Origin of the sequence: Frigoribacterium sp. PhB116 (genome assembly GCF_004364285.1) — a bacterium.
Taxonomy (GTDB): Bacteria; Actinomycetota; Actinomycetes; order Actinomycetales; family Microbacteriaceae; genus Frigoribacterium.
The window spans coordinates 435,115-462,002 of record NZ_SOBE01000002.1 but is presented as its reverse complement, the minus strand read 5'-3'; the positions used below and the strand labels follow the sequence as shown (position 1 = coordinate 462,002).

The following is a 26,888-nucleotide window of genomic DNA, read 5'->3' as shown; positions in this document are numbered from 1 at the left end:
CGCCCCCACGGTACTCGGCGGGGGTCTCTCGACATCAAGATACATGCCCCCTCCGACGGTCCGCTGAGGGGCGGGCGACGGGGACGCGAGACCCTCGAGGAGGCGCAGAGGACGACCGCAGGAGGCGCGGGCCGGCTCAGCGAGGCAGCGGCGGCTCGATCACGCGCGCGGTCACCGACACGACCACCTCGGCGCCCGAGCCGCCCCCGGCCCGGTCGCGCAGAACCGCGGCGACGCGGGCCAGGGTCTCCGGCGTGGCCTGGCCGACGTCGGTGGCGACCGAGGCGGCGACAGTCAGCACTCCCCCGGTCCGCACGACGTCCACGAGGCCGCGGGGGCCGCCGCCGTCGATGCCGTCTGCCACGGCGGTGATCGCGGCGACCACGACCGGCCGCGCGTCGAGCACCTCGACGACGCCCTCGACCCCGCGCAGGGCGTCGGTCAGGTCGAGCGAGAGGTCGTCCAGCTCGGCCGCGGCCCCGTCGTCGTGCGCGCCGTGGTGCTGGTCGCCCGCTCGGTCCTCGGTGCTCATGACGCGCCTCCCCCGTCCAGCCACACGTCGTCGACGACGACGTGCACGGCAGCGATCCGCAGCTCGGTGTGCAGCGCGAGCGCGGAGACCGCCGCCGCGCGCAGGGCGCCGGCAGCCTCGCGCAGCGGTACGCCGTACCGCGCGGTCATCGTGAGGGTCACCTCGATCGGGGCGTCCACCTCCGTGACGTCGCCGTCGAGCTCGCTCGACCGCACGACGACCCCGTCGACGGCGTCGCCGACCTGCCGCAGCAGCCCGCGCACCGCGGCCTCGGTCACGCCGAGGCGCACGCCGGGGTCGGGGTGCCGGAGGGGGATGTCACGTCCGCCCACCACCTCGGCCTTGATCGAGTCGATCAGCCCGGCGATCCAGGTGTCGTCACGCGACGGCAGGCGCGACGCCTCGTCCTCGAGCACCGACAGCGAGAGGCCGCGGACCCGCTCCAGGGCCCGCAGCGTCAGGCGGCACTCGGCGCTCGCCTCGATGCCGGGGTCCCGGGGCGTCCGGCCGCTGTCGAGGTAGTCCTCGAGCTCGTCCAGGGTGCGGCCGTCCACGAGCTCGTCCTGGTCCGCAGGCTGCGGGGGCACGCCCGGCACGCCTGGCACGCTGGGCGCGCCCGGCACGCGCGCGTCGTCGTCGTGGTCGCTCATCGCCAGGCCTCCATCTCGTGGAGCAGGAACTTGCGGGCACGGGCGATCTGTCCGCGCACGGTCGAGACGGGGAGCTGCAGGGCCTCGGCGATCTCCGCGTACGACCAGCCGCCGGTCTCCCGCAACAGCCAACACCGTCGCTGGTCGAGGGGCAGCTTGTCGAGGGCGGTCCACATCGCGTCCAGCTGCAGCCGCGACTCGACGACGCGGTCCGGGGCGGCGGCGCGGGACGCGGGGGCGTCGTGCGCGTCGATGTCGTCGTGGTCGCGGCGCACGCGGAGCCGGTCGATGCTCTTGTTGCTCACGATGCGCATCAGCCAGGGCCGCAGGCGGGACGGGTCCTCGAGGTCGGACAGGCGCCTCCAGGCGGTCAGGAACGCGTCCTGCACCACGTCGTCCGACTCGAGGTCGGTGCCGAGCAGGCGGCCGGCGTAGACGCGCATCAGCGGGCCGTGCCGGCGGGCGACGACCTCGAACGCGTGCACGTCCCCGTCGCGGGCGCGGACCGCGAGGGTCGCGTCGGTCGCGGACGAGAGCGGGTCGACGACGGGCTCGGGACCGGGGGCCTCGTCGGGCGTCGCGGTGCCGGAGATGTCGTCCTCCTCCAGCTCGGCCCTGCGGCCGAGGTCACGGCCGTCGCGCCTCCGAGGATGCCACCGCGCGAGGAGCGGGCGCCCAGCACTGGCCGCTGACCGAGTGGGCGGGCACCGGCCTGCACCGTCGACGTGAGCGTTCTGCCCCCGTTCTGGGGCACCTCCTCGACCCGTCGATCCCGTCACGAGTATCGAAGATCCTTCATGTCCTGTGGATCTGTGACGTTCTCGCCTCGGCGGACGTCTTGGAGGTGCACGAGCCCCTCACCAGGAGGCGCGCGCAGCAGGGCAGAGCACCGAGAGGACCACGCATGACCACGACGAGCACAGGACCCGTCACCACGGCGCGACCCACCACCGACGCCGACGCCCCCACGACCGCCGACCGGGCGATCACCGCCGCCCACGACGACTCCCCCCGCCGCCACGTCCGCTCCGAGGACGGCGGCGACGACCTCGGCGAGGCCGCCGCCCGGCTCGAGGAGCTCTACGGCGGTCGCCGGTTCCGGGTCCGCACCAGCACCGAGCCGTTCCGCTGGCGCTACGCGTCGGCCGGCGACGACCGGCTGAGCCTGCGCACCTCGACGATCACGGGCCACCTCCAGGGCGAGGTGCCCTGGTCGACCGAGTACGTCATGTCGTGGTTCCGCCACGGCAGCGGCACCCTCGCCAGCCGTGGCGGCTCGTTCGCGAGCATCGGCGGCGAGCCGTTCCTGCTGCCGGCCGAGACGTCGTTCTCGTTCACCCTGACGCCGCACCGCAACTCGCTGGTGCACGCCTCGGCGGAGTTCCTCGAGCAGGTCGCGACCGAGCGGCACGGCGGTCCGCCGCAGCGCGTCCTCTTCCAGCCCGGGCCGACGCTGTCGGCCGAGGCCCTCACGGCCTGGCGGATCAGCGTCTCGGGGGCCACGGCGGCCGTCGTCGACGAGGACGTCCCCCCGCTGACCCGCCTCGAGGGGCAGCTCACGTTCGCGCGGGCGATGCTCGACCTGTTCCCGTGGCGCGCCGTCGACGTGCCGCGCAGCATCCGCACGCCGCGCACGGCCCGGCTCCGCGAAGCCGCCGAGTACGTCCACGCGTACGCCGACCAGGCCATCACGCCGGCGGACGTGGCGAACGCCGTCGGCATGCACACGCGGACGCTGCAGCAGGCCATGAGCACGCACCTCGGGATGTCGCCGACCAGCTACCTCCGGCAGGTGCGGCTCGACCGCGCCCACCGGGAGCTGCTCGACGCGTCGCCCCGCGAGGCGCTCGTCTCCGAGGTGGCGCGGCGGTGGGGCTTCGGCAACCTGGGCCGCTTCTCGGCCGCCTACCTGGCCCGCTTCGGCGAGTACCCCCGCGACACCCTGGCCCGCTAGGGCCTCCCCCAGCCAGGGAGGCGACGGCCCTCGTCCAGAAAACGAGCGCCGCCTCCCCGGATGCTGAGAGCAAGCTGACCGACCGTGACACCGCCAGCTCTCGATGCGTCTGAATGATGAGTCCCACACCGGGGCCCCGGACGACCACCAGGTCGTCCACACGAACAACCCACGCACACCACGAACTGAGGAGCACCACATGACCAACGTCGCCCCCGCCACCAACTCCGTCGCGAAGCACACCTCCGACGCTGCGGGCAAGAACACGATCGCCGACGGCGTCGTCTCGAAGGTCGCCGGCATCGCCGCCCGCCAGGTCCCCGGCGTGCACGACCTGGGCAACGGCGCCGCCCGTGCCATCGGCGCGATCCGCAACGCCATCAACCAGCAGGACCGCGGCCAGGGCGTCTCGGTCGAGGTCGGCGAGAAGCAGGTCGCTGCCGACATCGTCATCGTCGCCGAGTACCCCGTCGACCTGCAGCAGGTCGCCGACGAGGTCCGCTCGTCCGTCACCGACGCCATCTCGCAGGTCGTCGGCATGGAGGTCACCGAGGTCAACGTCACCGTCTCCGACGTGTACATCCCCTCCGAGGACGACAACGACTCCGACGACAGCCGCGTCCAGTAATGACTGCGACGAACAGAGGCATGCTCGTCGGCGCGGTCCTCGCGCTGGCGGCCCTGCAGTTCGGCTTCGGAGGCCTCCTCCTGGTCGCCCTCGCGATCGTGATCGGCTACTTCGTCGGCCGCTTCACCGAGGGCAAGCTGGACGTCCGCGGTGTCGCGGACGCCCTCCGCGGGCGGCGGTCCTCGTGACCGCGGCGGTGACGGCCGACCAGGCCTCCCACGGCCGCACCGTGATCACGTCGCGCGCCGTGCGCCGTGTGGTGTCGGCCGTCACCGCGGAGGCACTGGACGCGAAGGCGTCCGACGTGTCCGTGGAGCTGACCGACCGTGACGGCGGGCTCACCCTCGTCGCCAAGGCGCCCGTGCGCATCACGCCGCTCGGCCTGCCGAACCGCGCGTCGGGCACCCTGCTGGACCGGCTCACGTCGGCTCAGTCCACCATCCGGGAGCGAGTCCTAAAGCTCACCGGCACCGAAGTCGAACGCGTCGACCTGCAGATCACCGGCGCCGAGCTCAGCCAGAGGAGGCGGGTCTCATGAGCACCAGCACCACCTACCGCCGCATCCTCCGCCGGGAGACGCACTCGTCGAGGTCCGGCATCGCCGTGACCCTGGCCGTGCTGCTCATCCTGGTGTTCGCCTGGATCGGCACCGAGTCCGTCCTGGCCGCCGTCGGCACCGCACCCCTCCTGGTCGCTCCCGCCGACGCCGCCTCGGCCGTCCTCGGAGCAGCCGGCGCCCCCGTCGGCGCGCTCACGGCGATCGGCGTCGTCGTCGCGATCGTCGGCCTCGTGCTGATCGTCGTGTCGCTCGCCCCCGGGCGCCGCGGACGCCGTGCCGCCGGTGCCGACCGCACCGCAGCAGTCGTCGACGACCGGGTGATCGCTCGCTCTCTCGCCCGCACCGCCAGCTTCGCCGGCGACGTCCACCCCGACCGGGTGAGCGTCAGCGTCGGCAAGAAGGTCGCGCTGGTCGAGATCGACCCCGTCACGGGACGCACCGCCGACCTCCGCAGCATCGAGGAGGCGGTCCGCGACGAGATCTCCGGCTACGACTACACCCCGGCGCTCCGCCCTCGGGTGAAGCTGTCCAAGAAGAAGGGCAAGGTCGGTCGATGAACGACACCAACCGCGGGCTCAACCGCTTCGTCGTGTTCCTCGTGGGCCTCGTGCTCCTCCTCGCCGGCGCTGCCGTCGCGGTGGGCGCACTCTGGCCCGACGTCCAGCAGACGGTCTCGGACGGCGCGTCCGACGCGACCGGCCCGGTGACCGACGCCCTCTCGGGCGGCCAGGTCTGGATCCTCTGGGTCACGGCCGCGGTCTGCGCCGTGCTGATCGTCCTGCTCGTCGCGTTCATCGTCCGTCAGGGCGGCGGCCGCACGAGCACGCTGCTCGACCTCTCCGAGTCGGACGGCAGCCACTCGCCGACCGGCGGCCACGTGGTCGTCGACGCGAAGGTCGCCGCGAACGTGCTCGAGGAGGCCCTGTCGAACACGCCGGGCGTCCTCGCCGCCGACGTCGTCGCGTTCCGCGTCAAGGGCGAGAACGTCCTCCGCGTGACCGTGGACGCCCGCCGCGGCGCCTCGCCAGTCGACCTCCGTCGCGCCGTCGACGAGGCCGTCGTCCGCTGGGACGAGCTGCTCGGCAGGGTCACCCCGGTGGTCGTGCAGATCAACGGCGGCCTCCGCACGCAGATGTCGTCGGCCACGCGCCTCGACTGACGCCGCTCCACCCGCACCACCCCGGACGGCCCTCGCTCTCGCACGAGGGCGGGGGCCGTCCGCGTCCCGCCCGGGACGCCCGCGTCGACTCGACCGCCAGGCCTTCCTCGGCCACCACGTCGACCTCGACGCCCGGGAGCAGCCACCGGCGCTCCCCCCAGACTCCGGACCCCCCGGTCCGCACCCTCCAGGAAGGACGGCCCCTCGTGACCGACTCCGCGCACCACGTGACCCCCATCGACCTCGACGACGCAGGCCCCGCCGAGGCGGAGACGCCCGAGCAGGCCCTGCACCGCATGATCGCCGTGACCGCCCTCGGCACCACCGGCGTGCACAAGCTGGGCACCACGGCCGCCCGCGTCGCCGGCGCCCTCCGCACCGCCGTCGGCGCCACCTCCACCCCCGGCATCCGCACGAGCACCACCGACGCCGGCCTGCTGGTCGAGGTGTCGGTCGTGGCCGAGTACCCCGCGAAGGTGACCGACGTCGCCGACCACGTCCGCACCGCGGTGCAGCACGCCGTCGGACAGGTCGGCGACGAGGCCGTCACGGTCGACGTGGCCGTCACCGACGTGCACGGCCCGTTCGACGAGGCCGACGAGGCGCGTCGCCAGGCGGCCGCCGAGAAGCGCAAGGCCGCCCTCGCCGACGCCCGCGACTCGGCGAAGGCCAAGGCCGGAGAGGTCCGCGACACCGTCGCCGACCGTGCTGGTCAGGTGGGCGACGCCCTGAAGGAGGGGGCCGACAAGGCCTCCGACACGATCCAGGAGAAGGCCGCGCAGGTCGCCGACAAGGCCGACGAGGTCCGCGAGGCCGCGTCCGACAAGGCCGACGAGCTCGGTCAGCAGGCGAGCCGCAAGGCCGACGAGCTCGGCGACCAGGCCCGCGACCTCCGCGACGAGGCGAGCCGTCGCGGCGACGACGCCGCAGCGAGCGCAGGAGGCGCAGCCTCCGACGCGAAGGACGCCGCCGGCGACCTGCTGGACGCCGCCCGCACCCGCGCCGCCGACGCGCTCGACTCGCTGTCGGACGCCTCCGACCGGGCCGGCGACGAGCAGGATCGCGACCGTGCCGAGACCGCGAGCGACGCCTCCTCGTCGACCCGCGCCTCCTCGTCGACCTCGGACGACGTCGTCACCGACGTGCCCGACGGCACGACCGTGACGGTCACCGTCGAGGACGGCGACACCACCGTCGTCGTCGACACGGCGGACGACGCTCGACGCGACGGCGACACGGACGACCAGGGCACCTCCGCCCGCTGACCCGCACCACCTCGACCACCAGCTGACCGCGAGAGGCGACGACGATGTTCGGACGCACCACCATGTCCACCCGACGGGCTCGGCCCCGTGCCGTCTGGGCAGCGCTCGTCACCTCCGCGGTGCTCTGCTTCCTGGTCGTGGTGGGCGTCTTCGTGCCCGTCCTCGGTCTCATCGGGGCCGCCGACGGCGGCACCGCGGGGGCGCTCGACGTGCCGGTCGGCTCCATCGCCGCGGCCGCCGTGGTCGGCTACCTGCTCGCTGTCGTGCTGCTGGCGCTGGTCCTCGTGGTCCGCAACGGGGCGCTCGCGTGGGTGCTCGGCGTCGCCGCCGTGATCTCGACGCTGCTCGTGTCGCTCTGGCCCCTGCTCGCGACCGCGCTGGCGGGCGTCGACCAGGCACGTGACGTCGGCCCGTTCATCCAGGAGCTCCTCCAGCGCTTCAGCTGACCCGCTCTCGACGTCGTCAGGGCGGGAGTCAGCTCCGCAGCTCGGCGAGCAGCCGCTCGACGCGGCCGCGGATGTCGTCGCGGATCGGCCGGACGGCGTCGATGCCCTGGCCGGCCGGGTCGGCGAGCTCCCAGTCCTCGTAGCGCTTGCCGGGGAAGATCGGGCAGACGTCGCCGCAGCCCATCGTCACGACGGCGTCGGAGGCGTGGACCTGCTCGGTCGTCATCAGCTGCGGCACCGCCGTCGAGATGTCGATGCCGACCTCGGCCATCGCCTGCACGGCGACCGGGTTGATGCTCTCGCCGGGCTCGCTGCCGCCCGACCGCACCTCGACGGCGCCGTCCGAGAGCGACCGCATGAAGCCGGCGGCCATCTGCGACCTCCCCGCGTTGTGGACGCAGACGAACAGGACGACGGGCTTCGGGCTCATGTGGTCATCCTGCCGGAGGCGTCGGTCCCGAAGCTGAGGGCGTGTCTCGGCGCTCAGGCCGAGCCGAGCAGGACGCCGAGCACGCAGGCCGCGACGGCCAGCACGAGCACGCCGAGCCCGTACACGACACCCGGCCCCCAGCGGCGCTCGGCGAGCAGCCGAACGGTCTCGACGCTGGCCGTGCTGAAGGTCGTGTAGCCGCCCATCAGGCCGCCCCCGAGCACGAGCAGCCACCCGGGTGCGAGAGCCGAGGAGGCGGCGAGACCGGTGAGCAGGCCGAGCACGAACGAGCCCCCCACGTTGATCACCGCCGTGGCGAGCGGCAGGCGAGTCGACACGGCCGCGCGGACGACCCCGTCGACGACGAGCCGCAGCGCGGCGCCGAGGCCGCCGGCGAGTGCCACGGCCACGAACAGCCAGGGGGCGATCACGAGTCGTGCCGCCGGTCCGGGCGCGCGCGGGAGCTGGCGCGACCGCGGGCGAGCGCGGCTCCGAGCGCGATGCCGCCGGCCGCGGCGAGCGCCCCGGCGACGACCGACCCGAGCGCGTACGCGAGGGCGACGCCGGCGTGCCCGTCGAGCAGCAGCCCCGTGTCGACGGCCAGCGCGCTGTACGTCGTGAAGCCGCCGAGCACCCCCGTGCCGACGAACAGGCGGAGGTCCCGGCGGCGTCCGCGGTCGGGCCCGCGACGCAGCAGCGACTCGAGCAGCAGGCCGAGCGCGAACGAGCCCACGACGTTGATCACGGCGATGGTGACGGGCAGCGTGCCGGGCGCCGCAGGGAAGGTCAGGGCCAGCGCCTCCCGGGCCCCGGTGCCGAGGGTCCCCCCGACGACGACCGTGCCGAGCGACCGCCAGCGCAGGTGCACCGGCCGGGCCGTCGCCTCCTCGACTCGCAGGTCGGCGTCCCCGGGGTCGGCCGGCGGCGGTGCGGTCACGTGCGCCTCCCCGGTCCCGTGCCGACGGGCGCGGCACCTCGGCAGTCAACCACGCACGGGGGCCCCGGGTCGGCGACGACCCGGGGCCCTGCACGAGCGAGGGGTGCGCCTAGAGCTCGATCTTCTGGTTGTCGGCGTCCAGCGCGTCGCCGGTCACCTTCGACTTGACGAACGAGAGGGCCGAGGCGACCTTGCCGCCGGGGCTGTCCCAGTACTCGGCGCTGTCGGCGGAGAACTTGACGAGTCCGACGGTCGGGTCGGACGGGCCCTCGGGGAACCACGCCTCGACGCGGCTGTTCCACAGCTGCTCGAGCTTCGCGTGGTCGTCGACGACGGCTGCGGTGCCGGCGAGCGAGACCCACGAGTCGCGGGCGCTGAGGGTGACGCCGACGGTGTCCTTGCGCTGGAGGTGCGCGACGGCCGTCGAGCCGAGGCCGACGATGAACCAGAGGTCGCCGTCGAACTCCGTCTCCTGCAGGGTCATCGGGTGCCCCACGAGGGCCCCCTTCTCGTCGATGGTGGTGAGCATCGCGAAGTCGAAGTCGCCGAGCAGCTTCGCGAGCTTGGCGACGTCGTCGTGATGGGTGGTGCTGGTGCTGTCGGCCACGAGTGGCTCCTTCCGTCCGTCGGCCTGGGCCGACACGAGTCGAGCGGGGGTGGTGCTCCGCCCACACTGCTCCCCCGGGCGCCCCGGATGCACGGCTCCCGACGCGGGACCTCGGAGACCGTTCCCAGCCGGGTGCGTGTCTCCCGTGTGGAGCAGCCGCGACGTACGCTGTCCGTGCACGCTGCTCCCCGCACGTCCCCGGCGCGAAGGACCCCCATGCGACACGACGGTCACCCCGACGACCTGCCTGCCGACCTGCCCGAGGGCGGTCCCGCGACGGGACCGGCCGAGGAGGCGCGCGAGGCGGGGCGGGAACGCCCGGTGACCGACGCGGTCGCCCAGGAGGCGCCTCCTGCGTCCGACCTGGACGCCTGGTCGGAGGAGCGGCACCGCGAGCTCGAGCTCTACCTCGAGCACGACCGCGAGGTCGAGGCGCTGCGGCAGCGGGAGCTCGAGGCCGCCGAGCGGCAGCGCCGGGAGCGCGCCGCCCGGCTTCGCGAGGCCGAGCTGCCGCCCGAGCTGCGCGACGCGGACGACGACGACTGGGTCCCCGGGCGCCGGCGCCGACTCGTCATGGGCACGTCGCGGGTCGTCGCGGCGATCGCCCTGGTGGCGGTGCTGGCCCTGGCCGTGACTGCTGTCTTCTAGGCGACCCGCACCTCCACGACTCCGGGCGTCCGGGCAACTCGGACACCGTCGAGTGAACCGAACACCGCCGGGGTGGGCGGTGCTCCGTCCACTCGGCGGTGCTAGAGGACCTCGGCGTCGTAGCGGGCGCGTGCGCGCTCGACCTCGGGCAAGTTCCGGCTCGTCCAGGTCAGCAGGGCGTCGACGAGCTCGTTGAGCGAGTCGCCGATCGGGGCGATGCGGTACTCCACGGCGATCGGCCTGGTCTGCAGCACGACGCGCTCGACCATCCCGTTGCGCTCGAGCCGACGGAGCGTGGCCGTCAGCGACTTCTGGCCGACCGCGGGCACGACTCGGCGCAGCTCGTTGAAGCGGAGCGGACGCTCGCAGAGCTGGTCGAGCACCTGCAGCGACCACTTGTCGAGCAGCTCGTCGAGCAGCTCGCGGTGCGGGGCGTCGACGTGCAGCAGCTCGGGGCCGGCAGGGGAGGCGGTGTCGTCCATGCCACCTAGTCTCGTTGAGGTGCCTCTCGTGCACCAGGTAGACAGAGGGAACCACGACGACCCGCGACGAACGGCGTCGCCCCTCGCGTCGTGCCACGAGAGGAAGCCCTGAGATGACCGTCCAGACCCTGAGCCCCGAGGGCATGTTCCAACCCGTCCCCTACGACCACGTCTCGATCGCGACCGGCTCCCGGCACGTGCACGTCGCGGGCCAGATCGCGCGCGACGGCGAGGGCCGCCGCCTGTTCCCCGGCGACCTCGCGCAGCAGGTGGCCCAGGTGCTCCGCAACGCGCACCGCGGGCTCGCCGCCGCCGGGGCCGATTTCTCGGACGTCGTCCGGCTCCGCTTCTTCCTCACCGGCTCGACGCCCGAGATGTTCGCCGACTTCACGGCCGGCATGGCGCTGGTCGCCGACGAGCTCGACCTGCCGACTCCCTTGCCCCCGGTGTCGGCGATCGGCGTCGACTTCCTCTTCGAGCCCGACGTCCTGGTCGAGCTCGAGGCGTACGCGATACTCGACTGAGACGAGGGAGACCCGCCCACAGCGGGCCGAGGCCGGGCCGGGCTCGGCTCGGCTCGGCTCGGCTCGGCTACTCGGCGATCTCCGCGTCGTCCTGGGCGCTGAGGTAGAGCCGGTGGCTCGTGATGATCAGCGAGAGCCAGCCGGTGCCGGTCACCCAGCCGACGGCGACGTCGGTGAACCAGTGCGCTCCGAGCAGCACCCGCGAGAGGCCGACGGTGACCGCAGCGGCGGCCGCCCCGCCGATGACGGCCACCTGGGGACCGTTCTTCTCCTGCCGCAGGGCCACGAGGTAGGCGAGAACGCCGAGGATCGTCGTCGTGTTGAGCGTGTGCCCCGACGGGAACGACGGCGACTTCTCGAAGGGCGGGATGGCCTCGTGCTGCGGCGGCCGGTTGCGGGCGATCAGCTTCTTGCCGATCAGCGTCATGGCGAGCGACCCGGCTCCCGCGGCCACGATCAGCGTCACGGGGTTGGCCCGCCGGTCGCGCACGCCGAAGGCCACCGCCGCGCTGACGGTGAGCAGCGGCATGGCGATCGGGCCGAAGACGTGGGCGATGGTCGCGGCCGCGCCGTTGACGACGGGCGAGCGCAGCGCCTTCGCCTTCTCCAGCGCCGGCCGGTCGAGGCGGCCGATGCCGTCGCGGTCGGTGACTCCGTCGTAGATGTAGGCGGCCCCCACGGTCGCCGCGGCGAGGACGCTCCCGCCCACGGCGAGCGTGCCGACGAGCGCCCGGCGGGCGCCGACGCGCTTGGCGATCTCGCGGTGCTGCGACGCGAGCCGCCGCCCCGCCGGGCTGCGCCACTCGGTGAGGTCGCGCTGCCCGATCCGCCGGTCCGCCCGAGCTGACGGGCCGCCGCCGCGGAAGGGGCCGGTCCTGGGGGTCGTCGTGCCGGCAGCATCAGAGGTGCGCGTCATGGGACCAGTCTGCCTCCCCGGTCGTCCCCGCCTCACAGCGGGCGGCTCCCGGTGCCCTGCTGCTGCTGTGCCCAGTCGTCGTACCCGACGACCCCTCGGAAGTCCGGGCCGCCGTCGGCCCCCACCGGCAGCAGCGTGCCGTCGTCGTAGCGCGGCCACTGGAGCGACCGCTGCCCCGGGCGCGCGTACGCCGTCGCGGGCGGCCGGAACCCCGCCGAGGAGGCGGCAGACTCGGCCTCGGGACCAGGTGCGCCCGTCGTCCACGCACCTGCCTGCTGCTCGGACGGCACCGACGTCACACCGGCCCGGGCTGTGCCACCCTCGGACCCACCCCGCGGCGACGCCCCGGCGAACAGCTGGTACCCGAGCGGCACGAGCACCGTGCCGAGGGCGTCGAGCACGGCCACGACGCCGACCGCCCGCCAGTACGTCTCGTGGACGTCGAACCACGTGAACAGCACCGGCAGGGTGAGCAGCGCGGCCAACGTGCCCACGAGCACGAGCGTCACCGTCGTGACCACGGACATGACGCGGTACCGGAGGCGAGCCCCGATGGCCAGCACGAGGTGCACGTGCAACAGCGCCACCCGCGCGATCACGGCGAGGAGCACCCAGCCGAGGAACCCGTCGAACGGCGACCACGGGGCGTAGCCGTCCGGGTCGGCGAGCGTCCGTGCCGGAGCCCAGATCTTCGCCATGCCCGCGACGAACAGGTAGATCGAGACGCTGAAGCTGACGACGGCGAAGGCCGAGCTGCGCCGGGACGACACGTCTGCGTCGTACCAGGAGAAGAGGGCGAAGGCCGTGAAGAGCACGGCTGTGCCGATCAGGCGCCACGAGGTGTCGCCGAAGTTCGCCGTGGCGATCGAGACGATGGCCACGACCGCCGCCACCACGAGGGAGGCGATCACCACCCGGAGCATGATCGGCCTGACGCGGCCGAACGGGAACGTGGTCGGCATGGGCGGGTCTCCTCGAGATCGGGGCCGGGGTCACCACGACCCTGTCACGCGCGACGCCGCCGGCGCAGGCCCCCGACCGGGCCGTGGGGATCACGGGCAGGGAAGTCAGCCCTGGGGAGGGGTCCCCCGCAGCACCGTCGCTGTCTTGGCCCCGGGAGGTGCCGACCGGGTCCCGGCGACCCGGCCCGCACCTCCTCGGTGCCCTGCTAGTCGCCCTTCACGTTGACGATCTGCCGCAGCGTGTGGCGGATCGTGACGAGCTCGGCCGCGTCCGCCATCACCTGGTCGATCGGCTTGTACGCCGCGGGGATCTCGTCGAGGAACGCGTCGGTGTCGCGGTACTCGATCCCCTCCATCGCGGTGCGGAGCTCGTCGTGCGTGAACGCCTTGCGGGCCGCGCTCCGCGAGTACGCCCGGCCGGCGCCGTGCGGCGACGACTCGAGGGCGACGGGGTTCCCCTTGCCCTCGACCACGTAGGAGGCGGTGCCCATGCTGCCGGGGACCAGCCCGGCCTGCCCCGCCCTCGCCGAGATGGCGCCCTTGCGGCTGAGCCACACGTCCTTGCCGAAGTGTCGCTCGCGCTGCGTGAAGTTGTGGTGGCAGTTGATCCGCTCCTGCTCCTCCACCGGCACGCCGACCCAGTCGGCGAACTGGCGGACCACCCTGTCCATCATCTCCTCGCGGTTGAGCAGGGCGAAGCGCTGTGCCCAGCCGAGCTCGGCGATGTACCGGTCGAACTCGGCCGTGCCCTCGACGAGGTAGGCGAGGTCAGGGTCGGGCAGCGTGATCCACCAGCGCTTCATGGCCGCCTGGGCGACCTTGATGTGCGCCTGGGCGATCTTGTTGCCGACGCCCCGGCTGCCCGAGTGCAGGAACAGCCAGACGGCGTCCGTCTCGTCGAGGCTGACCTCGATGAAGTGGTTGCCGCTGCCCAGCGTGCCGAGCTGCAGCTGCCAGGTGCGGGCGTACGAGGCCGGGTCGAAGCCGGCCTCGGCCGCCAGTGCCTCGAGCTCGGCTATGCGCGGCTCGGCGGTCGCGACGACCTTCCGGTTGTAGGCGCCCGCCGAGGTCGGCACGGCCCGCTCGATCTGCTCGCGCAGCGGCTTGCGGTCGGTCGGCAGGTCGGCCGCCGTGAACTGCGTGCGCACGGCGATCATGCCGCAGCCGATGTCGACGCCGACGGCGGCCGGCATCACGGCGCCGAGCGTCGGGATCACCGACCCGACGGTGGCGCCGAGGCCCAGGTGGGCGTCGGGCATCAGCGCGAGGTGCGGGTAGATGAACGGCATCGTCGACGTCGTCCTGGCCTGCTGCTCGGTCTTCTCCTCGAGCAGGCTGGCCCAGCTGAACAGCCGGGCAGTGATCTTCTCCATGGTCCTCTCGGTCCTCTGTGGGGTGGGGTGTCGTCGTCCGGGGCGGACGGACGCACGCCGACCCTGCAGTGTCGGTGGATGCGAGAGATGCGCCCCGGCCCTCGTGGGCGCGGGGCGTCGGGTGACGCGGGCGGCCTACGAGAGGGTGTCGAGTTCGAGCAGGGTGGTCTGCTGCTGCTCGGGCAGTGCGTGCTGCGCGAGATACCAGGCAGGGCCACGGCCGTCGAGGAGGCGCGGTGCACGGCTGTCGGTCATGGTGCGGTTCGACACGGTGCGGTCCTCCCTCTCGGGGTGCTCGACGTCGACGAGGCGACGGGCGTGCCGACTGTCGGCACGAGAGGCGACAGTACAGCCCGGGCGTGTCGCTGTCTACATCCCGGGCGTGTCGCGGACCAGACGAGCGCCCCTGTCAGGCCCGGAGACGACCGGCGTGCGCTCGGGCCTTCATCCTGTTGCCGCAGGTCGCCATGGAGCACCACTTCGCGGTGCCGGGGCGACTGTGGTCGACGAGGAACAGGTTGCACTCGTCGTTCGCGCAGGCGCGGACGCGACCCGGGAACTGCTCGGCGACGTGTGACCACGCCAGGACGGCCGTGGTCGCGAGGCGGTCGTCGTCCGCCGCGGCGAGGTCCCAGACCACGCCCTCGGACGTGACGCGAGGCGTGCGCACCGCCCCCTCGACCACGCGCGCGAGCTCGTCGACCGCCTCGGGCCCTGCCCCGCGGATCACGGCCTGGAGGGCCGCGCGAGCCCGGCGGAGCTGAGCGACCTCGTCGACCGAGCCGACGCCTCCCCAGCTCCGGGCCAGTTCGCGACCCTGGTCGCCCTCGAGGTCGTCCGTCGGGTGCCCGTCCACCACCGGGGCGCTGTTGAGCACGGCCAGCAGCAGCTCTTCGTCCGTCAGCATCGGTCCTCGTCTCCTCGCACCCGTCCGGCGCGACCTGACCCATGCTACCGTCGCCTAACCGGTAAAACAATTTAAAGGGGTTACTCATGGTCGCCGTCCACCACCGCACCGTCTCCGTCGACGGGCACGACGTGTTCTACCGGGAGGCCGGGCCCGCCGACGCCCCCGTGCTGCTCCTCCTGCACGGGTACCCGTCGAGCTCCCACATGTTCCGGCACCTCATCCCGGCGCTGGCCGACCGGTACCGCGTGGTGGCACCCGACCACCTCGGCTTCGGTCGCTCGTCGGCCCCGTCGACCGACGAGTTCGACTACACCTTCGAGGCCCTCGCCGCCGTGACCGGACGGTTCCTCTCCACGCTCGGGATCGAGCGGTACACGGCCTACGTCCAGGACTACGGCGCCCCGATCGGCTGGCGTCTCGCCCTCGCAGACCCCGCGGCCGTCACGGGCGTCATCACCCAGAACGGCAACGCCTACGAGGACGGCTTTGTGCCGAGCTTCTGGGACGGGATCTGGGCCGACGGCGCCGAGCGGACCGACGAGACCCGCGACGCGCTCCGCCCCGCGCTCGGGCGGGAGGCCGTCGAGTGGCAGTACACCCACGGCGTGCCCGACCCCACGACCGTCGACCCCGACGCCTGGGAGCACGACCTCGCGCTCCTCGCCCGCCCCGGGCAGGACGACGTCCAGCTCGACCTCTTCCGCGACTACGCGACCAACCGCGCCCTGTACCCGGCGGTCCACGACTGGCTCCGCACCTCCGGCGTCCCCGTCCTGGCCATCTGGGGACGCAACGACGAGATCTTCGCCGCCGCGGGCGCGAGCGCGTTCCTCGAGGACTCCCCCGAGGCTCGGGTGGAGCTCGTCGACGGCGGGCACTTCCTCCTCGAGTCGCACCTGGACGAGGTCGCCGGCACGATCAGGGACTGGCTCGCGGACCAGGCCTGAGCGCACCGCACCTGAGCGCTCCGCACCCCCCTTCCGCCGCGGACGCGTGCAGAGAGAATGGACCATGATCAGCGACCTGAGGCTCCCCGTCGTCGTCTCGGCCCGTGGCGCCGACGTGCTCGTCCGACGAGCGGTGCCGGACGACCTCCACGCCGTCATGCGGCTGCTGGCCGACGACCCGGTCAGCGCAGGCCGAGGCGACGTCGCCGACGAGGAGGACGTGGACGCGTACGCGTCGGCGCTCGGTCGCATCGTCGATGACCCGAGCAACGACCTCGTCGTCGCCGAGGACCGGGACGGGGTGGTCGTCGGGACGCTGCAGCTGACGGTCGTCCCCGGCATGACCCGACGGGGCAGCACCCGGTTGCTCGTCGAGGCGGTCCGTGTCGCGAGCACGGAGCGCTCGTCCGGCATCGGCAGCGCGCTGATGCGATGGGTGGTCGACGGGGCCGCCGTCGAGCTCCGCACGCCCCTGGTGCAGCTGACGTCGGACGCCGCGCGCACCGATGCTCACCGCTTCTACCTGAGGCTCGGCTTCGTCGACTCGCACGTCGGCTTCAAGTACGCGGTGGCGCTGCCGGGCTCGCCGAGCCGGTAGCCGCCCGTCGACCGCAGGTTCACGCACCCGCGAGGGAGTGCCCCTGGACGGGGATGACGCGCAGGGTCATGGGGCCGCGGGGGTTCGAGGTCCGGAAGGGGCGCCGCGAGCGTCAGCGAGGGAGTGCCCCTGGACGGGGATGACGCGCAGCGTCATCGGGCCGCGGGGGTTCGAGTCCCGGAAGGGGCGCCGCGAGCGTCAGCGAGGGAGTGCCCCTGGACGGGGATGACGCGCAGGGTCATCGGGCCGCGGGGGTTCGAGTCCCGGAAGGGGCGCCGCGAGCGTCAGCGAGGGAGTGCCCCTGGAGGGACTCGAACCCCCAACCCTTTCCTTAGGACGGAACTGCTCTTCCATTGAGCTACAGAGGCTGACCGGGCGAGTCTACCGAACCCGCACCTCCTGCTGCCCGCCCCTCCTCGGGACGCCGAAGAACCGCGTTCCGTTCAAGGAACCGCGTTGCAACGCGGTTCTTTGAACGGAACGAGGTTCGCAAGGGCAACCCCGCAGCTGCGGTGCGGCTCACGCCGCCGCGAGGTACTCGTCCCACTCCGCCTGCGGCCGGTCGGTGCCGCGCACGACCCAGCCGACGCCGTGCGGCGCCTTCGGCTGCCAACGCAGGGTCCAGCCCATCTCGGTCGGAGTCCGGTCGCTCTTGACGTTGTTGCAGCGGAGGCAGCACGCGACCAGGTTCTCCCAGCTGTCGGCGCCTCCTCGTGACCGCGGCTGCACGTGGTCGATCGTCGACGCCGACCGGCCGCAGTAGGCGCAGTGGTGCGCGTCGCGGCGCAGCACCCCGCGACGCGAGACGGGCACGGTGCGCCCGTGCGGGATGCGGACGTAGCGCGTCAGCACGATCACCGACGGCCGGTCGAAGGCGAACCCGGCGCCGAGCACGGGATGGTCGGCGTCGGCCGAGACGACCGTCGCCTTCTGGGTCATCACGAGCACGAGGGCCCGACGGAACGACACGACGGCGAGGGGCTCGAAGCCGGCGTTGAGGACGAGAGTGCGCATGCTTTCCCTTTCGAAGCACCCTGGACGGCTTCCAGGGATTCGACTGCTCTCGGGGCAGCGGGGGCCAGCAGGCCGACGGGACGAGAAAAGCACCGTCACGGATGACGGTGCTCTATCGAACGGCGGTGTGTCGTATGTGCTCGTGCGACAGCGCACCCATGGTGCGGGTGGCTGTCGTACGGCTCATGTGACGCTCCTGGTCTCAGCGGAACTCCGAGATCGCCAGGTTAACCCGCGAGAGCCGCCCTGCCTAGGGGCGGGGCGGCTCTTCACTGCTCGTTCACTGCTGCCCGACCGACAGCCGAGCCGAGGAGGCGGGCGACCGTCCCCTAGACGGCGTAGCGCACGTAGTGCACCGCGCTGCTCCAGAGCGGGCGCACGCTCACGTACCCGCCGGGCTTCGGCGCATCGAGGATCATCCCGTTGCCCGCGTAGAAGCCGTCGTGCGAGCCGTCGTTGAAGACGACGACGTCGCCGGGGCGCGCCTCGGACGCCGAGATCGTCGTGCCGAGGGCGGCCTGGCTGCCGACCGAGTGCGGCAGCGAGACGCCGAACTTCGCGTAGACGTACATGACGAAGCCGGAGCAGTCGAAGCCGGCGGGCGTGGCGCCGCCGAAGACGTAGGGCGTGCCGACGTACTGCAGGGCCGCCTGGTACACGGCGGCCTGTCCGGTCGACCCGGAGGAGGCGATGGCCTCGGTGGCCATCGAGCGCGACGACCCGGAGCCGGTGCCCGCCGAGCTGGCGGACGACGAGGCCGACGAGGACGCGGCGGCTGCCGCGCTGGCCTGCGCCGCCTGCTGCTGGGCGGCGAGCGCCTGGGCGGCCGCTGCCGCGGCGGCGTCGAGCGTGGCCTGCGACGTGGCCGACCAGTCGGCGCGGGTGGCGTCGACCCCGGTCACGGCGGCGTCGACGGCGAGCGTCTGCCCGCCGGCGACCCGGGCATCGGTGACGGCGGCTGCTGCCGCTGCCTCGCTCGTGGCCGGGTCGTCCTGGTCGAGGGCGAAGGCGGGCAGCGCCACCGTGCCGAAGAGCCCCGCGGTGACGGTCATGACCGTGACGCTGACGACGCTGCGACGGACGGACAGGCGCGACCGGGTCGCGGGCACCGCGGCGGCGGTCGTCGAGGCGTGGTGCTCGGCGGCACGGCGCGCGACGAGCTCGGAGCGCAGCACACGTCGCGCGGCGGGGACGGACGACACCGAGCCGCGACGCCCGGAGGCGGCCGCCGCGGCGGCGGCCTCGGCACGGCGCACGGAAGAGCGGGTGGGGAACTCGGCGGAGTCGGCGCGCTGGGCTGCGCTGCCGCCTCCTTCGGGGGGAAGAACGGGAGTGGTCAAGAGGTCGGGTCTCCTGCGCCTCGTCACCCTAGGGAGGTGCTCCGTCCGACGTCAGATCGCCTTCTCACGGCAGGAGACGGATGCACGAGACGTCCTGCCACGGGCCCCGCGGCCGGATTCCTGGCTCGGGGACCCTGCGACGCTACGTCATCGCCGCCGGGAAATCATCCTGGAGAGGGATATTCGTCTCGAATTGGTAACGGCCATTGCGTCAGCAATCAGAAACCTATACGTCACCTGGGAACCCCCGGTACGAGGGAGGCGTCAGGCCGAGACGTAGATGTGCTGCGCGACCTCGGTCGGCAGCTCGAGGCCGTCGTCGTGCCCCTCGACCTTCACGAGCACGTAGGCGCCGGCCGACGTGACCGTCGCGACGCCACCGGGGGTCACACCCGCGTCCTGCAGCTGCTGGAGCAGCTCGGGCTCGAACTGCACGGGCTCGGCGAGGCGACGCACGGGGCGCGTGACGCCCTCGGGGTTCTCGGCGAGCACCTGCACGAGGTTGACGACACCGTCGAGGAACCGGCCGGCAGGCGAGTCGCCCAGCTCGTCGAGACCCGGGATCGGGTTGCCGTAGGGCGACTCGGTCGGGTGGTCGAGCATCTCGAGCAGACGGCGTTCGACCTGCTCGCTCATCACGTGCTCCCACCGGCAGGCCTCGTCGTGCACGTAGGCCCAGTCGAGCCCGATCACGTCGGCGAGCAGGCGCTCGGCCAGGCGGTGCTTGCGCATGACGTGGGTCGCCTTCGACCGGCCGTCGTGCGTGAGCTCGAGGTGGCGGTCGCCGGAGACGACGACGAGCCCGTCGCGCTCCATGCGCGCGATCGTCTGCGACACCGTCGGGCCGGAGTGGCCGAGTCGCTCGGAGATGCGGGCCCGCAGGGGCACGATGTTCTCTTCTTCGAGATCGAGGATCGTGCGCAGGTACATCTCAGTGGTGTCGACGAGATCGGTCAACAGGGGCCTCCCGGTGGAACGCGTGGACTACCTCGTCAGCTTACCGGCTGCGCGGGGCCGCCCGTGCCGCGTCACTAGGATCGTGCCATGGCGGACCTCTCGATTCCCACTGACCTCCTCCCCCGCGACGGGCGCTTCGGCTGCGGCCCGTCCAAGATCCGGGGCGCCCAGCTCGAGCACCTCGTCACCGCCGGCGCCACGATCCTCGGCACCTCGCACCGCCAGCCCCCCGTGAAGCAGCTCGTCGGCCGCGTCCGCGCCGACCTGGCCGACCTCTTCCGCCTGCCCGACGGCTACGAGGTCGTGCTCGGCAACGGCGGGTCGACGGCGTTCTGGGACGCCGCGGCGTTCGGGCTCGTCGAGAAGCGCGCCGAGAACCTGTCGTTCGGCGAGTTCGGCTCCAAGTTCGCGAAGGCGGTCGCCGCCCCCTGGCTCGAGGCTCCCGTCGTCCGCACCGCGGAGGGCGGCTCGCTCAGCCAGATCGAGGTCGTCGAGGGGGTCGACGTCTACGCCTGGCCGCACAACGAGACCTCGACCGGCGTCATGGCCCCGGTCACCCGCGTCGTGGGCGACCCGGGCGCCCTCACCGTCGTCGACGCCACGAGCGCCGCGGGCGGCATCGACTTCGACGCCTCGCAGGCCGACGTCTACTACTTCGCGCCGCAGAAGAACTTCGCCTCCGACGGCGGCCTCTGGTTCGCCCTCATGTCGCCCGCGGCGATCGAGCGGATCGAGCGGATCGCCGCGAGCGGTCGGTACATCCCCGAGTTCCTCAGCCTCAAGAACGCCGTCGACAACTCCCGGCTCGACCAGACGCTCAACACCCCAGCCCTCACGACGCTGCTGCTGCTCGAGGACCAGACCCGCTGGATGCTCGAGAACGGCGGCCTCTCGTGGGCCGACGCGCGCACCCGCGAGTCGTCGTCGGCGCTCTACGACTGGGCCACCGCCTCCGAGTACGCGACGCCCTTCGTCGTCGACCCGACGCACCGCTCGCAGGTGGTCGCGACGATCGACTTCGCCGAGTCGATCGACGCCGCCGCGATCGCCGCGACCCTCCGCGCGAACGGCATCGTCGACACCGAGCCGTACCGCAAGCTCGGCCGCAACCAGCTGCGGGTCGCGACCTTCACGGCCATCGAGCCCGACGACGTGCGCCAGCTGATCCGCTCGATCGAGCACGTGGTCGGCGCCCTCTAGGCACCGCCCCGCACGCAGGAGGCCCCCACACCAGCAGGTGTCGGGGCCTCCGTGCGTCAGCAGCGCCGGACGTCAGCAGGACCGAGCCGAGGAGGCGCGGGCCGCGTCGGCCAGGTCAGCGACGTCGACGAGGCAGCGGGTCCTCGTCCTCGCCGTCCCAGTCGCCGTCGCGCGAGTCGTCGTCGGCGTCCGCCTCGAGGTGCGCGGCCGGTACGACGGGCTCGTCGCCGTCGGAGTCGTCGCCGTCGGAGTCCTCGTCGTCGGAGTCGTCCTCGTCGGAGTCGTCCTCGTCGTCCAGGTCGTCGATGTCGACGCCGTCGACGTCGCCGCCGTGGACGGGCCGTGGGCCGTCGTCCTCGTCGGAGTCGTCGTCATCGTCGTCCGATTCGTCGTCGTCGTCCGAGTCGTCGTCCTCGCCCGAGTCGTCGTCGTCGTCCGAGTCCTCGTCGTCGTCGTCGTCGTCGTCGTCGTCCGACTCGTCGTCGTCCTCGGAGTCCGCGTCGCCCGCCTCCTGCGCCTTCATCTCGGCGAGGCGGTCGGCCCACGGCACCCAGTCGGGCGCGATCAGCGCGTGGTCGCCGGGCAGCAGCTCGACCTCGAGGACGGTGGGCTCGGAGCCCTCGACCTGGGCGACGCTGACCGTCCAGAACCAGCCGGGGTAGCCGGGCAGCAGGGTCGCGAAGCGGACGGACACGACGCCGTCGACCTCGTCGACCGGGGGCGCCTCGGCGCCGATCGTCTCGTCGGGGGTGATCTCGAGCAGGGCGGTGCGGGCCAGCCCGGCGAACGGCGACGTGCGGGGCCCGTCCGTCGCCGCGGCGGGCGTGGAGGTGGCGTCGGGCGTCGCGGCACCGTCGGGCGTCCCGGCGGCGTCGGGCGTCGAGCCGGCGTCAGGCATCGAGGCGGCGTCAGGCATCGAACTGGTCCGCGACGGTGCGCAGCAGGACGGCGAGCTTGGCGCCGTTCTGCGGGTAGCGGCCGTGGCGCAGGTCGCCGCCGGCCTGGTCGAGCACCTTCACGAGGTCCTCGACGATGACGGCCATGTCGTCGGCACTGCGTCGGTTGCGCTTGACGAGGCTCGGGGCGGCCTCGAGGACACGGACGGAGAGCGCCTGCGCGCCGCGCTTGCCGTCGGCGATGCCGTACTCGAGGCGGGTGCCCGCCTTGACGCCGACGGTGCCGGCGGGCAGCGCGGACGCGTGGAGGAAGACCTCTTGGCCGTCATCGCTGCTGATGAAGCCGAAGCCCTTCTCGTCGTCGTAGAACTTGACCTTGCCGGTGGGCACGATGTGACTCCTCGTGGTGTGGGGGTGCGTCCTGAGCAAGGACGCGAGGTGCGGGACCGCCCTGCCCGGCGGTCAGCCACTATCCTGTGGAGGTGGCAGACAAGAACGAGCAGAACGCACCTCAGGGCGTCCATCGTACTGAACGCGTGCTGATCGTCATGATGGTCACGATCGTCGGGCTCTCGATCGCCGCGTTCGTCGCGCGGCTCGTGGGCCAGGTCGTCGGCGTCGACGACTACTCGGGCGGGGCGTGGCCGATGGTCACGATCCTCCCCTTGATCGGGCTGCCGCTCGCGATCCTGCTCATCATCGCGTCGGTGGTGGTCGGGGTCGTCCGTCGCAGCAGGGCGAGTCGCGACACCACACGGTAGACGCAGCACCGCGCTGCTCACCACCAGGAGGCCATGCCCATGTCCAGTGCACTCGACCTCGCGGGCGTGCTCCGCTCCTCCGCGCCCGACGACCTCGTCCGGCTGCTCTCCGCCCGGCTGCTCCGCGCCTCCTCGGTGAACGACGCCTTCGACCTCGCCGACACGCTGCTCGACCCCTCGTCGGTGCGCGACGCGCTGTCGCACCTCGACCGCACCGAGCTGCTCGTGCTGCACGCCGCCCGCACGCCGGGCGACCTCGACGCCCTCGTCGCCCGCCTCGACGCGGTCTTCGACATCGGTCGGGGCGCCGTCGCCGTCGCGGTCGACCACCTCGTCGAGCTGTTCCTCGTCGTGCGCCAGGGCGACGGGCCGACCGCGAGCATCAGCACCCTCGACGGCGTCGGCGACCGGCTCGACGACGACCCGGCGCTCTCGCCCGGCCGACTGGGCGCCGAGCACCCGCCCGTCGTGCTCGAGGCCGTGGCCGACGTCGACCGCGACGCCACCGACGCCCGGTCGGCCGAGCGTCTCTACGCCGTCGTGATCGAGGTCGCCGAGATCCTCCGCGCGCTCGACCGGTCGCCGGCCCGCGAGCTGGCCAAGGGCGGGCTCGCCCTGCCCGAGGTGCGGCGCCTGGCCGAGGCCGCCCGTCTCGACGTCGACGACGTCCCGACCGTCGTGGCCATCGCCTCCCGCGCCGGCCTCGCCGCCGCCGGTCCCGAGGGCGTCGCGAGCACGCAGGAGGCGGCGGCCTGGCTCGCCTCCTCGTGGCCCGACCGCTGGGAGTCGCTGACCCGAGCGTGGCTCGCCTCGCTGCCCGCCGAGATCCTCGCGGTGCTGCACGAGCGCGTCGAGACCTCGTGGGGCGAGCCGCTGTCCGAGTACGCGCGCTGGGCCTACCCGGCCGGCGACGCGTGGATCCCCGAGCGCCTCGCGGTCTTCGCCCGGGCGGCCGAGCTGCTCGGTCTGACGAGCGGCCAGGCGCCGACCCGCGCGGCGATCTCGCTGCTGCGCGAGGGGCCGGAGGCGGCCAGGGCACGCGTGGCCGACCTGCTGCCCGACGCCATCGAGCAGGTCTACCTGCAGCACGACCTCACCGTCGTCGCGCCCGGCCCGCTGGCCCCGGGGCTGGACGCCCGTCTCCGGGTCATCGCCGATGTCGAGAGCGCCGGCCTCGCCGCCACCTACCGCATCACCGAGGGCGGCATCCAGCGCGCCCTCACCGCCGGCGAGACGGCCGACAGCCTGCGGTCGTTCCTCGAGGGCATCAGCCTCACCGGCGTCCCGCAGCCGCTCGACTACCTCCTCCAGCAGTCCGCCGAGCGGCACGGCCGGTACCGGGTCGAGCGCGTGGTGGGCAGCGCCGACCTGCCTGCCGGAGCGGTCACGGTCGTCAGCTCCGACGAGCGGGCGAGCGTCGACACGCTCGAGGTCGACCACGCCCTCGCGCCCCTGGCGCTGCAGCGGGTGGACGCCGGGCGCGTCGCCACGACGTTCGACCGCGACACCGTCTTCTGGGCCCTCAGCGACGAGCGGTACCCGGTCGTCGTGGTCGACGACGGCGGCGAGGCGACTCCCCCGGCGCGACGTCGCCTGCACCGGCCGACGCCCGTGCCGCCGCGCGACGCGGTGCGCGACATGGTCGAGCGGCTCACCGCGGGCAGCGAGGCCAGCAGCGAGACCACCGACCGCGCCTGGATCACCCGCCAGCTCGACGCCGCGGTCAAGGGCCGCCTGACCGTCACGATCGCCATCGCGATGCCCGACGGCAGCACGAGCCAGCTCGAGATGGAGCCCACGGGCGTCGGCGGCGGACGCGTGCGCGGACGCGACAAGAAGTCGGACGTCGAGCGCACGCTGCCGCTGTCGCACGTCGTCTCGGTGTCGAGCTCGGCCTGAGTCGCACCCAGGCAGGGCGCGCCTAGACTCGACCCTCATGACCGGCCCCCTGATCGTGCAGAGCGACCGCACCGTCCTGCTCGAGGTGGCGCACCCTCAGGCTGAGGACGCGCGCCACGACCTGAGCGTGTTCGCCGAGCTCGAGCGCGCCCCCGAGCACGTGCACACGTACCGCATCACGCGCCTCGGCCTCTGGAACGCGCGCGCGGCGGGCCACACCGCCGACGACATGCTCGGCACGCTCGAGAAGTACAGCAAGTTCCCCGTGCCGCAGAGCGTCACGGTCGACGTGGCCGAGACGGTGGCCCGCTACGGGCGGATCGTGATCGAGCGCGACGGCGAGACGCTCGTTCTGCGCGGCACCGACGACGCCGTGCTGCGCGAGGTCACGCGCGTCAAGAAGATCGGCGAGCTGCTCGGCATCCGCCGGAGCGACACGGTGTGGGAGCTGCTCCCCTGGGCTCGCGGCGAGATCAAGCAGCAGCTGGTCAAGCTCGGCTGGCCCGCCGAGGACCACGCCGGCTACACGCCCGGCACCCCGCACGCCATCGAGCTCGACCAGACCGACTGGCAGCTGCGCGGCTACCAGCAGCAGGCGATCGACGAGTTCTTCTCGGGCGGCTCGGGCGTGGTGGTGCTGCCCTGCGGCGCCGGCAAGACGCTCGTGGGCGCCGGGGCGATGGCCGCCGCCGGCACGACCACGCTGATCCTCGTCACGAACACGGTGAGCGCACGGCAGTGGCGCGACGAGCTGCTGAAGCGCACCTCGCTGACCGAGGACGAGATCGGCGAGTACTCGGGCTCCGTCAAGGAGGTCAAGCCGGTCACGATCGCGACCTACCAGATCCTCACCGCCCGCCGAGCAGGCAAGTACACGCACCTGTCGCTGCTGGACGCCCTCGACTGGGGCCTCGTCGTCTACGACGAGGTGCACCTCCTGCCTGCCCCCGTCTTCAAGCTGACGGCCGAGCTGCAGGCGCGCCGCCGCCTCGGCCTCACCGCCACCCTCGTGCGCGAGGACGGCCGCGAGGGCGACGTGTTCAGCCTGATCGGGCCCAAGCGCTTCGACGCTCCCTGGAAGGAGATCGAGGCGCAGGGCTACATCTCGCCCGCGAGCTGTTTCGAGGTCCGGGTCGACCTGCCGCAGCAGGACAGGCTCGAGTACGCGGCCGCCCCCGACGACGAGCGCTACCGACTCGCCGCGACGGCGCCGGCCAAGCTCGACGTGGTCAAGCACCTCGTCGAGCGGCACGAGGGAGAGCAGATCCTCGTGATCGGCCAGTACCTCGACCAGCTCGACCAGCTCGCCGAGGTCCTCGACGCCCCGACCCTGACGGGCGCGACGCCGATCGACGAGCGCGAGCGCCTGTTCCAGGCCTTCCGCTCGGGCGAGATCAAGGTGCTGGTCGTCTCGAAGGTGGCCAACTTCTCGGTCGACCTGCCGGAGGCGACGGTCGCGGTCCAGGTCAGCGGCTCGTTCGGCTCGCGGCAAGAAGAAGCGCAGCGGCTCGGGCGCCTGCTGCGGCCGAAGAAGTCGGGCCTGCCCGCGTCGTTCTACACGCTCGTCAGCCGCGACACGGTCGACCAGGACTTCGCGCAGAACCGCCAGCGGTTCCTGGCCGAGCAGGGCTACAGCTACACGATCCTCGACTCCCCGGTGCTGGCCGCGTGAGCGCGCCCGACCTCGGGCCCGGCGACGTCCCCCTCGGCGACGACGAGCTCTGGCGCGACGGCCTGCGCCGAGTGTTCCTGGCCGACCAGTCGCCGTGGGCGGCCTTCGGGCCGCTGGTCGCCTCCCTCGACCACGAGGCCGTCGAGTACCGGGGCCAGCGCTCGCGCACCGCGCCGTGGGACGACACGGTCGTCGTCGCGGTCGAGCGCACGTACGAGGTGCAGGGCGGCCTGCACGCCGGCGCGAGCCTGAGCGTCGTGACGTGGACCCGCGACCCCGAGGTCCTCGAGCGCAGCGACCTGCTCGCGGGCTCCCCCGTCGTCGACCACCTCTACGCGGGCCTCAGCGCGCTCGGCGAGCTGGACGACGCCGAGGAGGCGCGGGTCGTCACGGCCCCGGTCGAGCGGTTCCCGGGATGGGAGATCGCCCGCGCCTCCGGCTACACGGCCGTGCTCGAGCAGCGCGACGGCGTCGCCTTCACGCTCGCGGTGCCGGACGAGCTGCTCGAGCTCACGACGCGCATCGCGCTCGTGCCGAACACCGAGTGGGACGACGCGGGTCGCTGACGGCCGGCTGACGGCTCGCTGACGGCGCGCTCGCTGCTCGCACGCGGTCGGCGCAC

At 73.1% G+C, this 26,888-nt stretch carries 35 protein-coding genes and 1 tRNA gene; 17 read left to right on the top strand and 19 right to left on the bottom strand.

The annotated features are described in order from the left end of the window. Window positions 1-136: 136 nt before the first annotated feature. From EDF20_RS08695 to EDF20_RS16185, 3 genes are read right to left on the bottom strand one after another with little or no spacing between them, the layout of a single operon-like run. A complete protein-coding gene (locus tag EDF20_RS08695) occupies window positions 137-532 on the bottom strand; it encodes a hypothetical protein (protein ID WP_133738390.1) in 396 nt (131 codons plus the stop codon). Then, the gene (locus EDF20_RS08690) at window positions 529-1,182 is read right to left on the bottom strand and encodes a hypothetical protein (protein WP_133738389.1); all 654 of its coding nucleotides are present in this window, start codon (window positions 1,180-1,182) and stop codon (window positions 529-531) included. The genes EDF20_RS08695 and EDF20_RS08690 overlap by 4 nt, the downstream gene beginning before the upstream one ends. Next, window positions 1,179-1,961, bottom strand: a complete 783-nt coding sequence (locus EDF20_RS16185; RefSeq protein WP_347876496.1) for a sigma-70 family RNA polymerase sigma factor — start codon at window positions 1,959-1,961, stop codon at window positions 1,179-1,181. Before EDF20_RS16185 ends, EDF20_RS08690 begins: the two co-directional genes overlap by 4 nt. 125 nt (window positions 1,962-2,086) lie before the next feature. On the opposite strand from EDF20_RS16185, the gene EDF20_RS08680 reads away from it, so the two are divergent. The 8 genes from EDF20_RS08680 to EDF20_RS08645 all read left to right on the top strand — a co-directional run bounded on the left by EDF20_RS08680 (window position 2,087) and on the right by EDF20_RS08645 (window position 7,193). After that, on the top strand, window positions 2,087-3,136 hold the full coding sequence (locus EDF20_RS08680) for a helix-turn-helix domain-containing protein (RefSeq protein WP_133738388.1): 1,050 nt from the start codon (window positions 2,087-2,089) through the stop codon (window positions 3,134-3,136). A gap of 199 nt (window positions 3,137-3,335) precedes the next feature. Further along, window positions 3,336-3,764 (top strand): Asp23/Gls24 family envelope stress response protein, encoded by a 429-nt coding sequence (locus EDF20_RS08675; RefSeq protein WP_123547932.1) that lies wholly within the window; start codon window positions 3,336-3,338, stop codon window positions 3,762-3,764. Continuing rightward, window positions 3,764-3,952, top strand: a complete 189-nt coding sequence (locus EDF20_RS08670; RefSeq protein ID WP_123547931.1) for a DUF2273 domain-containing protein — start codon at window positions 3,764-3,766, stop codon at window positions 3,950-3,952. The genes EDF20_RS08675 and EDF20_RS08670 overlap by 1 nt, the downstream gene beginning before the upstream one ends. Continuing rightward, complete coding sequence (locus EDF20_RS08665) at window positions 3,949-4,302, top strand: hypothetical protein (RefSeq protein WP_133738387.1); 354 nt, start codon at window positions 3,949-3,951, stop codon at window positions 4,300-4,302. Before EDF20_RS08670 ends, EDF20_RS08665 begins: the two co-directional genes overlap by 4 nt. Beyond that, window positions 4,299-4,880, top strand: a complete 582-nt coding sequence (locus tag EDF20_RS08660) for a DUF6286 domain-containing protein (protein ID WP_133738386.1) — start codon at window positions 4,299-4,301, stop codon at window positions 4,878-4,880. The genes EDF20_RS08665 and EDF20_RS08660 overlap by 4 nt, the downstream gene beginning before the upstream one ends. Further along, complete coding sequence (locus EDF20_RS08655) at window positions 4,877-5,482, top strand: hypothetical protein (protein WP_133738385.1); 606 nt, start codon at window positions 4,877-4,879, stop codon at window positions 5,480-5,482. Before EDF20_RS08660 ends, EDF20_RS08655 begins: the two co-directional genes overlap by 4 nt. 206 nt (window positions 5,483-5,688) lie before the next feature. Beyond that, the gene (locus tag EDF20_RS08650; protein WP_133738384.1) at window positions 5,689-6,747 is read left to right on the top strand and encodes an Asp23/Gls24 family envelope stress response protein; all 1,059 of its coding nucleotides are present in this window, start codon (window positions 5,689-5,691) and stop codon (window positions 6,745-6,747) included. Between the two features lie 44 nt (window positions 6,748-6,791). Continuing rightward, window positions 6,792-7,193, top strand: coding sequence for a hypothetical protein (locus EDF20_RS08645; RefSeq protein ID WP_133738383.1), 402 nt, complete (start codon window positions 6,792-6,794; stop codon window positions 7,191-7,193). A 28-nt stretch (window positions 7,194-7,221) separates the two neighbouring features. Here the strand turns inward: EDF20_RS08645 and EDF20_RS08640 are convergent, their stop codons facing one another. The 4 genes from EDF20_RS08640 to EDF20_RS08625 all read right to left on the bottom strand — a co-directional run bounded on the left by EDF20_RS08640 (window position 7,222) and on the right by EDF20_RS08625 (window position 9,167). After that, entirely contained in the window at window positions 7,222-7,623 is a 402-nt protein-coding gene (locus tag EDF20_RS08640) for an arsenate reductase ArsC (RefSeq protein ID WP_133738382.1), read from the bottom strand. 53 nt (window positions 7,624-7,676) lie between these two features. Next, window positions 7,677-8,051, bottom strand: a complete 375-nt coding sequence (locus tag EDF20_RS08635) for a CrcB family protein (RefSeq protein WP_133738720.1) — start codon at window positions 8,049-8,051, stop codon at window positions 7,677-7,679. Then, complete coding sequence (locus EDF20_RS08630) at window positions 8,051-8,491, bottom strand: CrcB family protein (protein ID WP_133738719.1); 441 nt, start codon at window positions 8,489-8,491, stop codon at window positions 8,051-8,053. Before EDF20_RS08630 ends, EDF20_RS08635 begins: the two co-directional genes overlap by 1 nt. Window positions 8,492-8,669: 178 nt before the next feature. Beyond that, window positions 8,670-9,167: a pyridoxamine 5'-phosphate oxidase family protein gene (locus EDF20_RS08625; protein ID WP_123547924.1), complete on the bottom strand. Its 498-nt coding sequence runs from the start codon at window positions 9,165-9,167 to the stop codon at window positions 8,670-8,672. Between the two features lie 216 nt (window positions 9,168-9,383). On the opposite strand from EDF20_RS08625, the gene EDF20_RS08620 reads away from it, so the two are divergent. Beyond that, window positions 9,384-9,815: a hypothetical protein gene (locus EDF20_RS08620; RefSeq protein WP_133738381.1), complete on the top strand. Its 432-nt coding sequence runs from the start codon at window positions 9,384-9,386 to the stop codon at window positions 9,813-9,815. Between the two features lie 101 nt (window positions 9,816-9,916). Here the strand turns inward: EDF20_RS08620 and EDF20_RS08615 are convergent, their stop codons facing one another. Then, complete coding sequence (locus tag EDF20_RS08615) at window positions 9,917-10,297, bottom strand: helix-turn-helix domain-containing protein (protein ID WP_133738380.1); 381 nt, start codon at window positions 10,295-10,297, stop codon at window positions 9,917-9,919. Between the two features lie 113 nt (window positions 10,298-10,410). On the opposite strand from EDF20_RS08615, the gene EDF20_RS08610 reads away from it, so the two are divergent. Beyond that, complete coding sequence (locus EDF20_RS08610; protein WP_133738379.1) at window positions 10,411-10,821, top strand: Rid family hydrolase; 411 nt, start codon at window positions 10,411-10,413, stop codon at window positions 10,819-10,821. A gap of 67 nt (window positions 10,822-10,888) precedes the next feature. On the opposite strand, the gene EDF20_RS08605 is transcribed toward EDF20_RS08610, so the two are convergent. From EDF20_RS08605 to EDF20_RS08590, 5 genes are all read right to left on the bottom strand, one after another. After that, the gene (locus EDF20_RS08605; protein WP_133738378.1) at window positions 10,889-11,737 is read right to left on the bottom strand and encodes a phosphatase PAP2 family protein; all 849 of its coding nucleotides are present in this window, start codon (window positions 11,735-11,737) and stop codon (window positions 10,889-10,891) included. 32 nt (window positions 11,738-11,769) lie between these two features. Then, a complete protein-coding gene (locus EDF20_RS08600) occupies window positions 11,770-12,699 on the bottom strand; it encodes a hypothetical protein (RefSeq protein ID WP_133738377.1) in 930 nt (309 codons plus the stop codon). A gap of 206 nt (window positions 12,700-12,905) precedes the next feature. After that, a complete protein-coding gene (locus EDF20_RS08595; RefSeq protein ID WP_133738376.1) occupies window positions 12,906-14,072 on the bottom strand; it encodes an RtcB family protein in 1,167 nt (388 codons plus the stop codon). A 135-nt stretch (window positions 14,073-14,207) separates the two neighbouring features. Then, entirely contained in the window at window positions 14,208-14,342 is a 135-nt protein-coding gene (locus tag EDF20_RS16140) for a hypothetical protein (RefSeq protein WP_255416189.1), read from the bottom strand. A gap of 139 nt (window positions 14,343-14,481) precedes the next feature. Continuing rightward, window positions 14,482-14,979, bottom strand: coding sequence for a CGNR zinc finger domain-containing protein (locus EDF20_RS08590; RefSeq protein ID WP_133738375.1), 498 nt, complete (start codon window positions 14,977-14,979; stop codon window positions 14,482-14,484). Between the two features lie 86 nt (window positions 14,980-15,065). Between EDF20_RS08590 and EDF20_RS08585 the strand changes: the two genes are divergently transcribed. After that, window positions 15,066-15,929, top strand: coding sequence for an alpha/beta hydrolase (locus tag EDF20_RS08585; protein WP_133738374.1), 864 nt, complete (start codon window positions 15,066-15,068; stop codon window positions 15,927-15,929). Window positions 15,930-15,993: 64 nt separating this feature from the next. Then, a complete protein-coding gene (locus EDF20_RS08580; RefSeq protein ID WP_133738373.1) occupies window positions 15,994-16,527 on the top strand; it encodes a GNAT family N-acetyltransferase in 534 nt (177 codons plus the stop codon). A 296-nt stretch (window positions 16,528-16,823) separates the two neighbouring features. On the opposite strand, the gene EDF20_RS08575 is transcribed toward EDF20_RS08580, so the two are convergent. From EDF20_RS08575 to EDF20_RS08560, 4 genes are all read right to left on the bottom strand, one after another. Then, window positions 16,824-16,895, bottom strand: a tRNA-Arg gene (locus EDF20_RS08575). A 151-nt stretch (window positions 16,896-17,046) separates the two neighbouring features. After that, window positions 17,047-17,541, bottom strand: coding sequence for an HNH endonuclease (locus tag EDF20_RS08570; protein WP_133738372.1), 495 nt, complete (start codon window positions 17,539-17,541; stop codon window positions 17,047-17,049). 329 nt (window positions 17,542-17,870) lie between these two features. Next, window positions 17,871-18,881, bottom strand: a complete 1,011-nt coding sequence (locus tag EDF20_RS08565; RefSeq protein ID WP_133738371.1) for a C40 family peptidase — start codon at window positions 18,879-18,881, stop codon at window positions 17,871-17,873. 264 nt (window positions 18,882-19,145) lie between these two features. Next, the gene (locus tag EDF20_RS08560) at window positions 19,146-19,838 is read right to left on the bottom strand and encodes a metal-dependent transcriptional regulator (RefSeq protein ID WP_123547908.1); all 693 of its coding nucleotides are present in this window, start codon (window positions 19,836-19,838) and stop codon (window positions 19,146-19,148) included. An 87-nt stretch (window positions 19,839-19,925) separates the two neighbouring features. On the opposite strand from EDF20_RS08560, the gene serC reads away from it, so the two are divergent. Further along, window positions 19,926-21,038 (top strand): phosphoserine transaminase, encoded by a 1,113-nt coding sequence (gene serC, locus EDF20_RS08555; protein WP_123547907.1) that lies wholly within the window; start codon window positions 19,926-19,928, stop codon window positions 21,036-21,038. A gap of 115 nt (window positions 21,039-21,153) precedes the next feature. On the opposite strand, the gene EDF20_RS08550 is transcribed toward serC, so the two are convergent. Together EDF20_RS08550 and EDF20_RS08545 are read right to left on the bottom strand one after the other, a co-directional pair. Next, on the bottom strand, window positions 21,154-21,954 hold the full coding sequence (locus tag EDF20_RS08550) for a DUF3027 domain-containing protein (RefSeq protein WP_243833422.1): 801 nt from the start codon (window positions 21,952-21,954) through the stop codon (window positions 21,154-21,156). Continuing rightward, window positions 21,947-22,324 carry a cold shock domain-containing protein gene (locus EDF20_RS08545; protein WP_133738370.1) on the bottom strand — a complete coding sequence of 126 codons (378 nt, stop codon included), beginning with the start codon at window positions 22,322-22,324 and terminating at the stop codon, window positions 21,947-21,949. Before EDF20_RS08545 ends, EDF20_RS08550 begins: the two co-directional genes overlap by 8 nt. A 92-nt stretch (window positions 22,325-22,416) precedes the next feature. Here EDF20_RS08545 and EDF20_RS08540 point away from each other — a divergent pair, with 92 nt between their 5' ends. From EDF20_RS08540 to EDF20_RS08525, 4 genes are read left to right on the top strand one after another with little or no spacing between them, the layout of a single operon-like run. After that, window positions 22,417-22,695: a hypothetical protein gene (locus tag EDF20_RS08540; protein WP_133738369.1), complete on the top strand. Its 279-nt coding sequence runs from the start codon at window positions 22,417-22,419 to the stop codon at window positions 22,693-22,695. A 39-nt stretch (window positions 22,696-22,734) separates the two neighbouring features. Further along, window positions 22,735-24,594: a helicase-associated domain-containing protein gene (locus tag EDF20_RS08535; RefSeq protein WP_133738368.1), complete on the top strand. Its 1,860-nt coding sequence runs from the start codon at window positions 22,735-22,737 to the stop codon at window positions 24,592-24,594. Window positions 24,595-24,631: 37 nt separating this feature from the next. After that, window positions 24,632-26,266, top strand: coding sequence for a DNA repair helicase XPB (locus EDF20_RS08530; protein WP_123547902.1), 1,635 nt, complete (start codon window positions 24,632-24,634; stop codon window positions 26,264-26,266). Then, window positions 26,263-26,832 carry a hypothetical protein gene (locus EDF20_RS08525; RefSeq protein ID WP_133738367.1) on the top strand — a complete coding sequence of 190 codons (570 nt, stop codon included), beginning with the start codon at window positions 26,263-26,265 and terminating at the stop codon, window positions 26,830-26,832. Before EDF20_RS08530 ends, EDF20_RS08525 begins: the two co-directional genes overlap by 4 nt. Window positions 26,833-26,888: the final 56 nt, after the last annotated feature.